This window comes from Acidobacteriota bacterium (assembly GCA_016700075.1).
In the GTDB taxonomy this organism is placed as follows: domain Bacteria; phylum Acidobacteriota; class Blastocatellia; order Pyrinomonadales; family Pyrinomonadaceae; genus OLB17.
The window spans coordinates 3,280,422-3,295,000 of record CP065000.1 but is presented as its reverse complement, the minus strand read 5'-3'; the positions used below and the strand labels follow the sequence as shown (position 1 = coordinate 3,295,000).

Genomic DNA, 14,579 nt, shown 5'->3' with positions numbered 1-14,579 from the left:
CAGCCGCCATCCGCTGCCGGCCCGCACGAGACGATAAACCGCGATGCCGGTCTCCTCGTTGCGGCCAAGCAGACGGACATTCATATCGGCCTCGACAAGCACCGTTGTGGCATCGAGGCGGTCGACTCGCTTTACTACCGTTCGCCAACTCTCCGTCGAACCGGAGATCCCGCTTAGGAACCGTGTCACCTCACCGGCGAACGCCAAGTTGTCGAGGTCGGCTTTTCGGTTATACGATGCCGCCCTGTCGAAATCGGTAAAGAACGTTCGGATCGACGCATCACTTTCGGTACCGGCGTTTATTCGGTTGCGCAAATTTCTCGCCGCCAATCCGGCGCCATAATCTGCGTCTGCAGCGATCGCCGCAGCGATCAATTCCAACGCCTTGTCGTTGTCACCGGCCCTGTGGGCAATATCGGCTAGGCCGAAAAGCGACCACGCCATACTGCGTGCAGTCGGCAGCGCATCATCAAGTACAGCCTGAAATTCACGTCTGGCAGGCTCAAGCTTGTTCTGTCCCAGCAATGCCCGCGCAAGTATCACGCGAAGCTCGTCCACATACGGTGCCCCGCGCAGCAATGTTGCCGCGGTCTTTTCAGCGCCGGCGAAGTCCTGACGGTCGTACAACCGTTTTGCTGCAAGGATCGGATCATTATCCGTAGTTTCACGCGGTGCGACATCGTCCGAATAATCGGTCTGCGGATAGACCTTGTCGGCGTCGATCTCTACCCGAACTAACTTGAAGGTGGTCTTAAAAGAAGCATCGCCAAAACTGGCGGCACGTATCGACGCGGACGTTCGCATCGTTTGTCCGTTCTCCAACAAAGCGACCACGTCAACCTCGACCGGAATGCTGCCCGTATTACGAAGTGCGACCTTTGTCTCGCCGCCTTCTACCCTAGGAAGCCCGGCCAACAGATTCACGTCGGTCTGTTTGTCAAAGAAGTACTCGATCGTCTCTTTCTCGACCGGAAGACGGCCCCGAATTTCAGCGAGGTCGGTATGCCCATCAGACATTGCAGACCGTATCAGATCAAAAAATTCCTTTTGTCCGGTGCGGCTCGCCATTACACGCCAGATCATTGCCCCCTTATTCGCAACCACCGGATAATAAACATCGACCAGCGGAGAGATGTTGTTTATAGCTGGAGCTCGCCTGCTAATGGCCGCATACGACGCACGTTGACGGAGCCGCTCGGCATCTGCGGCAGATCGGCCGAAGTTTTTTTCCAGAAAAATGTCAGCGGCGTAACGAACAAGGCCCTCGGTGATCACACCGTAACCGTCGCCGTCCACACGTGCCGTGCCGCCGATCCACAGCCGAGCAGCACCCTCAGCAATGTTGAGTGCGGTCAGCGAATCGATCTTTGGCCGCCGGAAGACAGCCTCGTCGACTATCAGGGTGCCGCCGATGCTGAATCCGCCGCCGCGTCGCGAGCTGACGATCCTCAGAGGAACGTCCGGAGCCTTGCCCAACAGTTCCGACATGGATCTTACGGCGTCCGAATAAAGTTTTCCGAGTTCCTCCGCACGCGATGCCCCATCTGCCGATAGGCCTTGCGGCACAAAGACGGCGATCTGCCCAACCATTTTTTGCTCCCAGTTACCCGCAAGGAAGAACGGTTCACCGTACAGCCGATTCTCAAACCGCCCGCCGCTTCCGCTGCCCGAAGATACGACGGACTGGGCACCCGTTACGTGAATATTGAAAGGGGCACGATCGGAGCCTCGCGGGAAGAACCAGCTGTTTGGCGTCGGGTACCAAAATGAAAGCGGAAGAAAATGCGAACTCGATGGCGACAATGCAGCAAGTCCTGAGTTTTCCTTTATGACAAGACGATAGGTCACCTCCGCGGTCACTTTTGCTCCCGCCGCGATCGAAGGCAGCCGCATCACCAACCGCTGTAAACTCAATCCGCCGCCTAACTTCTCCTCACTCTTGTTTGGCTCAACGGACGCTCCGCCTATCTTTACAGACGAGACCTCGGCGAACGGTGTGATACGCAATGTCAACGACGACGCGGGACGTCCGGAGATGTTCTTCACTTCAACGATGGAAACAACATCTGCATTTCGCGACCGCTCATCCGACGGCAAACTGACCTTGATGTCGTATTTTTCAACCTGCCAGGTTGCCGAGAGGCGTGTATCTGCCTGGGCGAAAAGTGCCGAAGACACAGCAACTGTCAACAGCGAAGTAAAGCCCAATCGAAAGAATCCTCTCCCGACCAACCTGATTTGCCTAAGGTGTTTTTTCATTTATCAGTTCGTGGATCTTTTTCAGTATCGTCAACAGGGATTCAAGCCGCGACATAGGCAGCTGATTCGGTCCATCGCTTGGAGCCTTTGACGGATCGTTGTGGACCTCCATAAATACGGCATCGACCCCGCATGCGACGCCCGCTCGTGCAAAATGTTCGATGTATTCCGCTTGTCCGCCCGTTGCTTTCCCTAATCCGCCCGGAAGCTGAAGCGAATGCGTCACATCAAAAACTACCGGCACACCAAAAGACCGCATAACCGGGAACGATCGTAGGTCAACAACAAGATTGTTGTATCCAAAACTCGCACCGCGTTCGGTCAGCAGTATCTTATCGCAGCCGGCCGCCTGCAGTTTTTCGACGATGTTCTTCGCGTCCCACGGGCTCAAAAACTGCCCCTTCTTAACATTTACGGCTTTTCCGGTCTTTGCGGCGGCGATCAGCAGATCGGTCTGGCGGCACAGGAAAGCCGGAATTTGCAGCATATCAGCGACCGCGGCTGCCTTTTCCGCCTGCCACGGTTCATGAATATCGGTGATCACGGAGACGCCGACCTCATCCTTCACCCGAGCCAAGATCTCAAGCCCGCGATCCAGACCGTCGCCGCGAAAGCTCTCGATCGAGCTGCGGTTCGCCTTGTCGAATGACGACTTATAGATGAAGCCTACGCCGACACGATCGCAGATCTCTTTGATCGAAGAAGCCATCATCGAAGCATGTTCGTACGATTCCACAACGCAGGGTCCCAGAATAAAGCTAAGATCGCCCCTTCCAAATCCCACATTACCGACAGAAAAAGACTGCATAATCACTAGAACCAAATATAGACACAGATTAGCACAGACAGTCTTTTACTGTCGGATACCTGCGTTACGCTGCTGCTGAACTTAGTCCGCCGCGACCTCTGCTCGTTCAGGCAGTTCCAACGGCTTTTCGCTGGTCACATCGTGCTCCAGGTTCTCGCTTCTGACCCGATTATTCCATGCGGCTTTTACAAAAGCGTCAAACAGCGGGTGCACGTCGAGCGGTTTAGACTTATATTCAGGATGAAATTGGCAAGCGATGAAATACGGATGCACCTCACGCGGCAGCTCGACCATCTCGACAAATTTCCCGTCAGGCGAGACTCCGCTGAATACCAGTCCTTCACGTTCGAGTACGTCGCGAAACTCAGGGTTGAATTCGTATCTGTGGCGGTGCCTTTCACTAATAGTATCGGCTCTGTGGTACACGTCGCGTGCTAGCGAACCTTCCTTAAGAGAGCAATCCCATGCTCCGAGACGCATCGTACCGCCGTATTCTTCTACATCAACCAGATCACGGAGTTTAAATATGACCGGGAACGGCGTCGCTTCATTGAATTCGGTCGAATCGGCGTCGCTCATACCGCAGACGTTGCGGGCGAATTCGATACAAGCGGTCTGCATTCCCAGACAGATGCCGAAATAAGGCGTTCCCGATCGGCGTGCGTATTTGATCGCACGGAGCATACCGCCGATGCCGCGTTTGCCGAAGCCGCCGGGGACAAGTATCGCGTCAAAGTCCTGCAGATCGACCTCATAGCCGTCCTTCATCAGATTTTCGGATTCGATCCAAGTCACATTCACGCGAAGGTCATTCGCTACGCCGGCGTGGGTCAGTGCCTCGCGAAGCGATTTGTAAGAGTCTTCGAGTTCAACGTACTTTCCAACGATCGCTATGCTGACCGCGCCTTCGGACGGCTCCTTGATCGTGGCTACGAGTTCGCGCCAAGGGCGAAGTTCGGCCGTTGGGAATTGCTCGTTCAGGTGAAGCGTGTTCACTATAAGGTCATCGAGCCCTTGATCGTGAAACGCAAGTGGCACCTCGTATATCGTTTCTACGTCGAGTGCAGAAACAACGGCATTCTCCTGAACATTGCAGAACAGTGCGATCTTTCGACGAAGATCGGCTGAGAGTGGCCTGTCCGAACGGCAAAGCAGAACGTCCGGCGCGATACCGATCTCGCGGAGCTCGCGGACGCTGTGCTGTGTCGGTTTGGTCTTCAATTCTCCGGCGGCGGCAATGAAGGGCACGAGCGTTACGTGCACAAAGATCGCGTTGTTCCGCCCGACCTCGTTGCCCATCTGACGAATGGCTTCCATAAACGGTAGAGACTCGATGTCGCCGACAGTACCGCCGATCTCGACGATCAGAACGTCGGGTTCGTGCATTTCTGCGACCTTTCGAACGGCATCCTTTATCTCATCAGTGATGTGCGGAATGACCTGAATGGTCTTGCCGAGGTATTCGCCGCGGCGTTCCTTTTCGATAACGGAAAGATAGATACGGCCGCTGGTCCAATTATTCGCCTGCGACAGCTTGGCGTGGGTAAAACGCTCGTAATGGCCTAGATCAAGATCAGTCTCAGCTCCGTCATCGGTCACAAAGACCTCGCCGTGCTGAAACGGCGACATTGTGCCCGGATCTACATTTATATACGGATCGAGCTTCATCATCTGAACCTTGAGCCCTCGTGCCTCGAGCAAGCATCCTATCGAACTTGCAGCGATTCCCTTTCCAAGACTTGAAACAACGCCGCCTGTAACAAATATGTATTTGGTCATATGATCCTTTCCGCCTAGCCTCCGGTGAACATTCCTCTGACACGTTCAAGATCGGCCTCGCTATCAACCCCGATCGACCTCTCCAAAGCATTGACGACCATTATTCGAGCACCGTTCTCCAATGCTCGGAGCTGTTCGAGCATTTCCAATTTTTCCAGCCGCGATTGCGGCATTTTCGTGAATTCAAGAAGATATTCACGCCTGTAAACATACAGCCCTGTATGTTTGCGAAACGCAGAGAGCAGTTGCGGTTCGCTCATCAACGCTTTTCGCAGATCGCCGCCGTGGAGCATCGCGGCGTCGCGCAAATATGGCACCGGCGATCGAGAAAAATAGACAGCATTGCCATCCTCGCCGACGACCGCCTTAACGATATTGCTGTCAAAAATATCATCAACGCTATCGATCGACTCCGACGTCGTAACGATGTCCGCGTCGGACCTTAACATCGCCTCAACAGCATGGTCTATTGTTTCCGCCGAAATAAGAGGCTCGTCGCCCTGCACGTTCACTATGATCGAGCCTGCCGGCAGGCCTTCGGCAACCTCAGCGATACGGTCGCTGCCCGACGCATGATACGGCGAGGTCATTACCGCCTCAAAACCATGAGCAGCCGCAGCCTGTGCGACGCGGTCGTCGTCCGTCGCCACGATAACCCGGTCAACCAACGAGGCTTTCACGGCCCGTTTCGCAGTCAACACCACCATCGGCAAGCCGCCGATCTCGGCCAGCATTTTTCCGGGCAAACGGGTCGACGAATACCTTGCCGGTATTACCGCAATAACATTTTGTGAGCTTAAATTGCCGTGGTGCTCCACGGGTTTCTAGACTATCGCGAATCGCCTCGTGGTTCAAATTAGAAAGACAAACTTGGCGAGTTTATGTTGATTGGCTAAACTCTCACTCGTGGTAATCGAAGAAAGCAAGCTGCCGGCATCCGACGACATTCAGTCACCTAATTCCCCGAAATGGTCCGTGGGCGAAGCTATCGGCGTATGGTTCGCGAGCGTGTTGCTTATCATGCTCATACCTTCGCTCTTTTTACTGCCGTATCTTGCGACGCTCTCTACGCCTGTCGCCAATACGGACCAGATAATGGAGTTTGCGAAATCTGATCCGACCTCGATAATACTCCAGCTCGTCGGCATCATACCGGCCCATTTGTTGACCCTCGGCCTTGCTTGGCTGGTCGTCACGAGGATGTCCCGATTCAGATTCAGGGAGTCACTCGGTTGGGAACGCGGCGGCTTTCGCTGGTGGCATTATTTTCTTATCTTGTCAGGTTTTTTCGCACTTGCCGCGATCGTTGGACATTATTTTCCCGAACAGGAAAATGAGCTTCTCAGGATCCTGAAAAGTTCGCGAGAGGCGGTATATGTAATCGCAGTGATCGCTACAGTTACGGCTCCTATTGTGGAAGAGGTTGTCTATCGGGGTGTTGTCTACTCGTCGTTCCAAGCGAAATTTGGCGTGCCGGCGGCCTTTGCATTCACAACGATGCTCTTCGCTGTAGTTCACGTGCCGCAGTACTATCCAAGTTTTTCAACGATCTTTCTGCTTACTCTGCTCAGCGTGATACTCACTTTCATCCGAATAGTCTCCGGTAATCTTCTGCCGTGTATCCTACTGCATATGTTCTTCAACGGCTTGCAGTCCATTTTCCTTATAGCTGAACCGTATCTGCGAGAGCAGATCCCGGTAGAGGCCGTGGCCACGCTTGCAAAATAAAAAGGCTGCCAAATGAGGCAGCCTTCTCGAAACCCTTTCAATATAATTATGGCCGTGTCGGACGTGCCGTGTTCTGTGCAGGCGGAGCCGCTTCTACCATCGCTGGAGCAGCCACCCTTAGGGTACCCGTCGGCTGCGGGCCGAACATCGGCGGCACCTCAGGAGCCACTCGGATAGGCGTGTTTCTGCGGTCAGATTCGATCCTGGAATATGCCGGAGCCGCAGGGCGGGCCCTGACCTTTGTACCGTCCTGTCCGCTCGACGGAGCGGTCGTTCCGGTTGTTGGATTAGGCGTTGTAGAGATGTTCCGGATTATCACCGGCAAGTTATACCAATTGATGCCGTGACCGTAGAAGAAACCGTAGGGCGAACTCCAGCCGTAACCGAAGGGCAAGAAACAAAAACCTCCTCGGCGGATGTCATAGACCCAAAGTCCGAAAGTATCCCACATGTTCCAACGGCCCATGTTGAATGAACTTATCAATACATTGCGGACATCCCTGTTCCTAAGGGTTGCCGTAGCCTCGGCAAGCGATCTGCCCCGGTCCTTACTCCACCGAGCAAGGCTGTCGAGATCCTTGCGGTCAAAGTTTGAAACGGAAGAATTGACGGCACTCACAGAAAGGGCCTTTCCTGAACCCGCGGAGATGCGGCTGTTCGACGAAAGGCTTGCTCTGCCGTCAAAAACCTCGACCTTTGTCGAGCCTGCGTTCGAAGCGTTAACTCGGTAAATGCCGCTGCGCGAAAGGACCACATCGCCGCCGTCAGTTACGACCGACACGGTAAAATCCTTTGTCGCAAATATCTCGAACATCGCCGCACCGCGGTCGACACGAAGTCGAAGGTTATCCAGCGAATCATCAACAAGCGATAATTCGGCGTTGCTCCCTAACCGAACGTAAGACCCCGGATTCAACAGAACCTCGGCACGGGAATTCACTCCCGTTTGCAGACGTTCTCCAACCTCCAGCCGATCACCTTTGAACGCTCTGGATCCAACGCCGTCCTGCGTCAGCGAGACAACGTTGCCTTCGACATAGTTTATGCCGCCGGCTTTCGCAGAAATAATGTATTTGTCGGCAGTCGACTGAGCGACGGCGGCACCGGCCGCAGCCGCAACAACTACCAAAAATGACGACACAAACAACTTCGCGGTCTTCATGATCTAATATGCCTCCGAGTCAATTAACACTCTTGATACTAACTTTATGACGTGAGGAATGCAATGGTTTTACGTTCCGTCTATGTCTTCAAAAATGCGAACAACCCCAAACTCGCAACATCTATCTAAACAGATGCAGCGGGCACGATTTAGGGTGCCTGTATACTATGGCTACTTACCGAGATCCCGAATCCTGTTTTGCACCGCTTGAGGTAATCGAGCGGCTCTTGCAGTTTAGAGCGATATCAGGATTTTCAGAGGTCCTTTACCTGGAATGTTCAAATGAACTCGCCGATCTCCTAGATGCGTTCGGTTTTGACAGCTACGCATTTACAGGCAGCGGCGATGAAAAGATCAGATACGGAGAATACACTTCGCCGATCGTCCCGGGCGGCGACAGCGTGAGCTCCAGCTTTACCGCACACTAATGATTTCCATGACAACTGAAGGAACGAGGAAGGGCAGAAATGTCCGCCTCGTTCCTAAAGGCGTTTTACAACAAATAATGTTCCGTCGTCATCGAGGAATTTACGCTCGGTAAAATCTGCGACGTCCTTCCGAATGTGATCGATCAATTGACGCGCCGTTAAGTTGATACCGGACAACACCCTTTTTGCGAGCCGATCCAATCCGTAATCATCACCGCCCGGATTCGCGGCCTCGGTTATGCCGTCTGTATAGATCACCATCACTTCCCCGCGTTCAAAGCGAATGAAATGTTGGTGAAAATGCAGGTCGTCGAACATTCCGAGAGCGAGATTTCCATATTCGACATAGCGGTACTCGCCGTTTGGCTTGATGAGCAGCGGAGGAGTGTGCCCGGCATTTGAAAAGACAAAACTCTTGTTCGTCACATCCAGCACACCGTAGATGGCCGTGATGAATCGATTGTCCTCGATGGAATCGCGCAATAGGTTGCTGACCTTTGAAAATGCGACGTTCGGTGCATAACCTATCTGGACGCATGACCTGAGCGAAGCGCGAAGAAATGCCATCAGCAGTGCGGCCGGAATTCCTTTTCCGACGGCGTCCGCCACGATTATGCCGTATTGATCATCGAAGATCTTTACCCAATCGTAATAGTCGCCCGACACCTGCTCGGTCGGGAAAATGTATGCGCTGACATCGAATCCTTCACATTCCGGATCGCCGGGCGGAAGCAGTTCGAGCTGGACCTGACGGGCGACCTCCAGTTGTGCCTGAATACGCTTTTTCTCGACCACTTGCTCATGAAGCCGAACCTTTTCGATGATGATCGCCACCTGCGACGCGAGAAGCTGCATCAGAGCCAGGTCGTCCGCTCCGTATGCATTAAGCTCGTCGCTCTCAAGGTCAAACACGCCGATCACGCGGTCATTCGAAATGATCGGAACAGCCATTTCCGAACGCGTCCTTTCACGTGCGGCAAAATAACGCGGATCTTTTGACACGTCAGGCGAAATGATCGCCCGCCCGGATTGAGCCACAGTTCCGAGAAAGCCCTCGCCCATTTTCAGCCGCGGCTCGATCAGGTCAAAACTGATCTGGTAACCGCGAATGACCTTTGATTTGAATATATATGGGCTGCCGTCCTCCGGCTTGAACTCTATAAGGTAAATGCCCGCTGCGTCGTAAGTAAGCAGCGAGCCAAGAGTGTCCATCACAAGATTCAGAACTTCCTCAAGGTCGAGCGAACGGCTGATGGTCTTTGTAATGTCCAGCAGCAGCCGGAGCTTGTCCGTGGCCGTTATTTGTTCGTGCTTGCGTTCGTCTTTGTTCTTCTTGCTGGCCATTATTTACTGCCATCGGACCCGCTGCCGCCGCGTTCCCTGTAATCGCTCCAGAGCCGTGAGATCTTGATGCGAAATTCCACCAACGCACGGCTGACGTAAAAATGGTTCGCGATCTGACCCGACGTTCGGCCCGCCAAGACCATTCTCTTCAGAGCTGAATACGGCACCAGAGCCGCGGCGCCGGTTCCATACGCCTCTTCCTCGATCGCCCGATCGTATTCCCTCGCATTGATCTTTCCACTCCGGTCCCGGCGTTCTACAGCGAGTTTGCTAGGTTTATGACCGAGGAAAACATGGCTGATCTCCTCCATCAGAGTAGCATTTTGACGGTTGACGCCTTGTGTAGGATTAAGGATGATAAGCCGGCTTCCGTCAGGCAGCCGAGTCGATGCGGCCCCTCCGGACCAAGCGTTCTTTCCGCTCCCAAGCAGATGCTCACGCGATTCTGGACTCAGAGATTGGATGGCTTCGAACGGTACGACCATCAGCTTTGCAAAGCGGGCCAAACTGTGCGGATCGAGACGAGCTTCGTCTGATCGCAGTCCGGCAAATTCCCTCAAAGCGGCACCTCTGATCTCGTGGTGCCTGCCTCTCGGCGTCGGCGGCATATCGGATAGGTCCACAAAAGTGCGGCGACGGAAGAACCGTCAATTTCAGACTTCTTTGTATTCGGAATCTACGTCCTCGCTCGATAAAGCGACACGATAATTCTTTGATTGCTTCTGCTTTGTAATGAGCAGATCGTCCTTTGTTTTCAAAAGGTCGGCGCGGTTGTATACAGAGATCTCGAAGTTATAACCATGTGTGATCGCATCTTTGGGACACGCCTCAACACAAAAACCGCAAAAAATGCATCGGCCGTAGTCTATGTTATAGACCTTTGCATAACGCTCATCACGACCAACTCGTTCAGCGTATGGCCGAGGATCGTCAATTGCCTCGATGTAGATACAATCCGAAGGACATGCTGCGGCACACAGATAACACGCCACGCACTTTTCCTTGCCGTTCTCGTCAACGTGCAGCAGATGCTGGCCGCGATATCGCGGCTGCACCGTTACCGGCACGTCAGGATATTGCACCGTCCATTTCTCGCGCGGGATCTCCGAAATGGTACGCTTCATTCCCTTCAGAACGGCAATGGATGATTGAAGAACGTCCGAGATTATCGACATAGATTATCTAACCGGCCATGATGCCGGCACCTACGATCAGAAATACAAAGGCAAAATATGCTACAAAAGCAAGCAACAACAACGTGGCCAAAGCTCCTGTGATAATGCCTATGAGGGCGAGAGTTTCACCACCGTATTCGTCAGGGCTCTGACTGGCCCGCTTGCGTGCCATAAAACCCGTTATCAACGCGACTGGCCCGGTCAGTCCAAGGCAAAAGAATAAGCCGACCAATCCTGAGATCAAGGAAACTATCGCTAAGGTCTGATTCTTGTTTGGATTGGGTACAGGCGACTGAAAACCTCCGTACTGTCCGAATTGAGGTTCCATACTCCCGCCCATCGGCTCGTTAAACATCGGCGGCGGGGGAGCAGGTTCTTCAAACATCTGAGGCGGAGGCGCGACAGGCTGCGGTTCCGGATCAGGAAAGGTCACAGGAGCCGACTGGATCATTGTCTCAGGTTCGATGTAATGATCCGGTTCGGAAGCAGGCGGTTCAGGTTCCGACGCCGCAAATGGCGACGGCGGAGGCGATACGCCAAAACTCGGCACCGGAACGTCGGGTTCCGTAAACGCCGGAGGCTCAGGCTCAGCGGGCAGGTCGAGCGGGTCCGGCTCGTCAGCCGCGTTGCCGCCCATCACTTCCTGAAGTTCCGCGTCAGACACATACATTGTCTTGAGCGGATCCGCTGAGGGCATCTCCAGAACGTCATCCGGCGGGGTGATCGGCATCGAGCCAATGGTCTGATGCACCTCGGTTTCCTGTGCTTCAGATACCGCTTCAGAAGGCACCTCAGCGACGGCCCCAGGCTCTGGGTCCGGTGCGACCAAACCGGAGGCCGGCGTCGCCACGATCGTCGCATACGGATCGAAAGCCGGCTCGTCGTCAACAAGCGGTGTTCCGTCCAGTTGGCAAAATTTCAGATTATCCTCAAAGGTCTTATCGCACGTTGGGCAGCGTTTCATGTTTTCTCCTTTAGGTTGCTGGATCGACGACCGGTTTCAATAACGTCTCTGCGACGCAAGTTCAAGTTACTCAAACTTTATAACCGTAAGGCTATACCAATTCAAGTTTGCTGAAGAAATAAGCTATCTCGATAGCAGCATTCTCGTCCGAATCCGAGCCGTGGACCGCGTTCTCGCCGATCGACGATGCAAAATCTTTGCGGATCGTTCCTTCGGCAGCTTCAGCCGGATTGGTCGCACCCATCAGTTCCCGCCAGGCAGGTACGGCATTTTCTTTTTCGAGTGCAAGCACCACGCACGGGCCCGACGACATAAAATCGACAAGCTCGTCAAAAAAGCCTTTCCCAGCATGAACCGCATAGAAACCTTCCGCCTGTTTGCGGGTCTGATGCACAAGCTTCATGCCGCGGATCTTGAAACCCGCGCCCAAAATTCGCGAAATGATCTGTCCCTGTTTCCCTGCCCGAACCGCGTCAGGCTTGATAATTCCAAATGTTAAGTTGCTCATATAAAATTAGTGAGATGAATAATAATTTGTTCAGGTGATGCGGAGATCCTCGTCAGCTTCACCGTTCTTCATGTCGGCTTGGCGGCTCTTACGCACAACTTGCAGGAGGCCGATCATGATGCCGGCGATCCCTAGGACCGCCATGAGCGAGTGTACGATCGATTCACCGGTCGTTGCGGTCCTAAAACCGCCGTTTACCGCAAACCTCACCGCGGCAGCTGTGGCGAGTGCCCCGGCAAAAACCAAAAACCACCAAATTCCGCCTCTGTTCATATTGCCATCAGCCGGTAGATCAGGCTGACGCACCCGCACCCAAAACCTCGACAATTGCAGCACCGATATCAGCGGGAGACCGGACGACGAGGATCCCTGCAGCTTCGAGAGCTTTCATTTTCTCGCCTGCAGTCCCTTTGCCCCCCGAGATTATCGCTCCTGCGTGGCCCATACGGCGTCCCGGAGGTGCGGTCTGGCCTGCGATGAATGCAACGATCGGCTTCGTGAGATTGTCCTTAGCGTACGCGGCCGCTTCTTCTTCCGCCGACCCGCCGATCTCACCGATCATCACAATTGCATCAGTCTCGTCGTCTTCCTGAAACAACCGCAAGGCGTCAGTGTGCGTAGTTCCTATGATCGGATCTCCGCCGATACCGATGGCTGTCGATTGTCCGAGACCTAACGCGGTCAACTGGCCGACTGCCTCATATGTCAACGTGCCCGAACGCGATACCACGCCAACCCGACCTTCTTTGTGAATGTGTCCGGGCATGATGCCGATCTTGCATTTTCCGGGCGAGATTATCCCGGGGCAGTTCGGGCCGATCATACGAGTGTTCCGAGACCGCAGATATTCATTTGCTTTGACCATATCCGAAACAGGAATTCCCTCGGTGATACAGACAACAAGCGGCAATCCCGAATCTGCGGCTTCCATTATCGCGTCAGCAGCAAATGCAGGCGGCACGTAAATGACGGACGCATTCGCACCGGTTTCCTTAACGGCGTCCGCGACGGTGTTGAAAACGGGCACACCTTCATGCATTGTCCCGCCCTTCCCCGGCGTTACGCCGCCTACGACATTCGTGCCGTAGTCGCGCATCTGCAGCATATGAAATGTGCCTTCTTTACCGGTAATGCCCTGAACGATCAGGCGCGTATTCTTATCTACTAGGACTGCCAAAACGAGTCTCCTTTTTCTGCCAATATTTCTATTTCAACAATCGAAAAGTATAACACGGCAGGCTGAAAGCTCCACAAACGAAGAATGGCAGAGAAACCACAAAATAAACAAAAAACAGGCGTCGCAGATATTTTCTGCGACGCCCTTGTAACAGGTTGCTCTGAAAATTATTTAACAGGATTTTCCATGTAATACAGCGCCATCGGCTTGCCGTTTTCCTTACCGTAAATGGATACAGACAGCACATTCTCCGACAGCTTTTCGGCACCGCAGCTTCCCTTTTGCGAGGCACGATAAATGATCATTGTCAGATCCTTGTTGATCTCCATCGCCTTCATCGGGCCGGTAGCGAATGAATCGACCTTGCACGGCGGATCGAATGCCCCTTTCAAATAAGTTTCACGATCCACAAAACCGGAACGGCCATTCCCAAAGAACTTAGAGGAGATATGTTCTTCAAAGCCCTTACGATCCCGAGCTTTCCACGTCTCCCAGATCTTTGTTTCTGAAGCTACAATGTCGTCATCCGGTGCGGACAGGCTGGCAAGCTCTTTTTCCTTGTCAAACGGCGTTGAAGGCGGAGCGTATTCGCCCTTTGAATCTGCCGCCGGCGTCTCCTGATAATACATCGCCTTCCACTTTCCGCCTTCGTTCACATAAAGTGCAGAAACATTGAGCGTGTCGGGACCTGCTTTGCCGTCACATTTCAGATCCCATTTCGCCTGGAATGTCAGCATCGCGGCTCCGTCGCCGAGCTGAGTCACCTTTTCGTTTGAAAAGGCAAGCTCTTTCATTTCGCACTTGTGCGACGTCCAGCTTTTCATCGCATCTTCGCGAACGGTCGCACCATTGCTGCCGACATTTACGAACTTGGACGCCATGTAGCCTTCCAGTTCCTCACTTCGTCTTGCCGCCCAATCCTGCCAAGCTTTCTTCTCGATCGCCACGAGCTCGTCCTTGGTCGGAGCTGCGGCTTTTGGCGAGGTGTTCGTGTTCGCAGCATTGGCGTTGGCTGCGTTCCCCGCGGTCTTGTTTTCGACAGTGCCGCCGCATGCTCCGATCATCGCGGCAGCCAAAACGGCAGTGGTTATCAATATCTCGTATCTCATAATAGGTTTTTCCTCGAAAAAAGATTTCTTCGATATTTGCATGTTTTGACTGTGATCTATTTCACAGCCGGACCGTTCAAAACTTTGGTTCGCGGCACACGAACTATGTCATCGTTACCAAAGTAAAGCAAGCTGCCG

15 protein-coding genes (1 of these 15 only partly in view) are annotated in these 14,579 nt (G+C 53.5%); 2 read left to right on the top strand and 13 right to left on the bottom strand.

Translation table 11 applies throughout. The features are described from left to right. The 4 genes from IPM50_14900 to kdsB all read right to left on the bottom strand — a co-directional run. On the bottom strand, positions 1–2,259 hold the 5' portion of the coding sequence (locus IPM50_14900) for a hypothetical protein (protein ID QQS32922.1). 30 nt of this gene lie to the left of the window's left edge; only the first 2,259 of its 2,289 coding nucleotides appear in the window; the start codon lies at positions 2,257–2,259; its stop codon lies beyond the left edge, outside the window. After that, positions 2,243–3,067, bottom strand: coding sequence for a 3-deoxy-8-phosphooctulonate synthase (kdsA, locus tag IPM50_14895; protein ID QQS32921.1), 825 nt, complete (start codon positions 3,065–3,067; stop codon positions 2,243–2,245). Before kdsA ends, IPM50_14900 begins: the two co-directional genes overlap by 17 nt. Before the next feature lie 81 nt (positions 3,068–3,148). Further along, the gene (locus IPM50_14890) at positions 3,149–4,846 is read right to left on the bottom strand and encodes a CTP synthase (protein ID QQS32920.1); all 1,698 of its coding nucleotides are present in this window, start codon (positions 4,844–4,846) and stop codon (positions 3,149–3,151) included. Between the two features lie 14 nt (positions 4,847–4,860). Beyond that, positions 4,861–5,664, bottom strand: a complete 804-nt coding sequence (kdsB, locus tag IPM50_14885; GenBank protein ID QQS32919.1) for a 3-deoxy-manno-octulosonate cytidylyltransferase — start codon at positions 5,662–5,664, stop codon at positions 4,861–4,863. Positions 5,665–5,734: 70 nt separating this feature from the next. Between kdsB and IPM50_14880 the strand changes: the two genes are divergently transcribed. Continuing rightward, positions 5,735–6,574, top strand: coding sequence for a CPBP family intramembrane metalloprotease (locus IPM50_14880; GenBank protein ID QQS32918.1), 840 nt, complete (start codon positions 5,735–5,737; stop codon positions 6,572–6,574). 46 nt (positions 6,575–6,620) lie between these two features. Here the strand turns inward: IPM50_14880 and IPM50_14875 are convergent, their stop codons facing one another. Continuing rightward, a complete protein-coding gene (locus tag IPM50_14875) occupies positions 6,621–7,736 on the bottom strand; it encodes a FecR domain-containing protein (protein QQS32917.1) in 1,116 nt (371 codons plus the stop codon). A 167-nt stretch (positions 7,737–7,903) separates the two neighbouring features. On the opposite strand from IPM50_14875, the gene IPM50_14870 reads away from it, so the two are divergent. Then, positions 7,904–8,164, top strand: a complete 261-nt coding sequence (locus tag IPM50_14870) for a hypothetical protein (protein ID QQS32916.1) — start codon at positions 7,904–7,906, stop codon at positions 8,162–8,164. Positions 8,165–8,218: 54 nt separating this feature from the next. On the opposite strand, the gene IPM50_14865 is transcribed toward IPM50_14870, so the two are convergent. The 8 genes from IPM50_14865 to IPM50_14830 all read right to left on the bottom strand — a co-directional run bounded on the left by IPM50_14865 (position 8,219) and on the right by IPM50_14830 (position 14,441). After that, positions 8,219–9,508 (bottom strand): SpoIIE family protein phosphatase, encoded by a 1,290-nt coding sequence (locus tag IPM50_14865; protein QQS32915.1) that lies wholly within the window; start codon positions 9,506–9,508, stop codon positions 8,219–8,221. Then, complete coding sequence (locus tag IPM50_14860; GenBank protein ID QQS32914.1) at positions 9,508–10,131, bottom strand: ImmA/IrrE family metallo-endopeptidase; 624 nt, start codon at positions 10,129–10,131, stop codon at positions 9,508–9,510. Before IPM50_14860 ends, IPM50_14865 begins: the two co-directional genes overlap by 1 nt. A gap of 30 nt (positions 10,132–10,161) precedes the next feature. Next, positions 10,162–10,683, bottom strand: coding sequence for an NADH-quinone oxidoreductase subunit I (locus IPM50_14855; GenBank protein QQS32913.1), 522 nt, complete (start codon positions 10,681–10,683; stop codon positions 10,162–10,164). Between the two features lie 7 nt (positions 10,684–10,690). Continuing rightward, complete coding sequence (locus IPM50_14850) at positions 10,691–11,647, bottom strand: DUF4190 domain-containing protein (protein ID QQS32912.1); 957 nt, start codon at positions 11,645–11,647, stop codon at positions 10,691–10,693. A gap of 91 nt (positions 11,648–11,738) precedes the next feature. Beyond that, entirely contained in the window at positions 11,739–12,155 is a 417-nt protein-coding gene (gene ndk, locus IPM50_14845; GenBank protein QQS32911.1) for a nucleoside-diphosphate kinase, read from the bottom strand. A gap of 30 nt (positions 12,156–12,185) precedes the next feature. Further along, the gene (locus IPM50_14840) at positions 12,186–12,428 is read right to left on the bottom strand and encodes a hypothetical protein (protein QQS32910.1); all 243 of its coding nucleotides are present in this window, start codon (positions 12,426–12,428) and stop codon (positions 12,186–12,188) included. A gap of 19 nt (positions 12,429–12,447) precedes the next feature. Then, positions 12,448–13,332, bottom strand: a complete 885-nt coding sequence (gene sucD / locus IPM50_14835; protein QQS32909.1) for a succinate--CoA ligase subunit alpha — start codon at positions 13,330–13,332, stop codon at positions 12,448–12,450. Between the two features lie 167 nt (positions 13,333–13,499). After that, positions 13,500–14,441, bottom strand: coding sequence for a nuclear transport factor 2 family protein (locus tag IPM50_14830; protein ID QQS32908.1), 942 nt, complete (start codon positions 14,439–14,441; stop codon positions 13,500–13,502). Positions 14,442–14,579 lie beyond the last annotated feature (138 nt).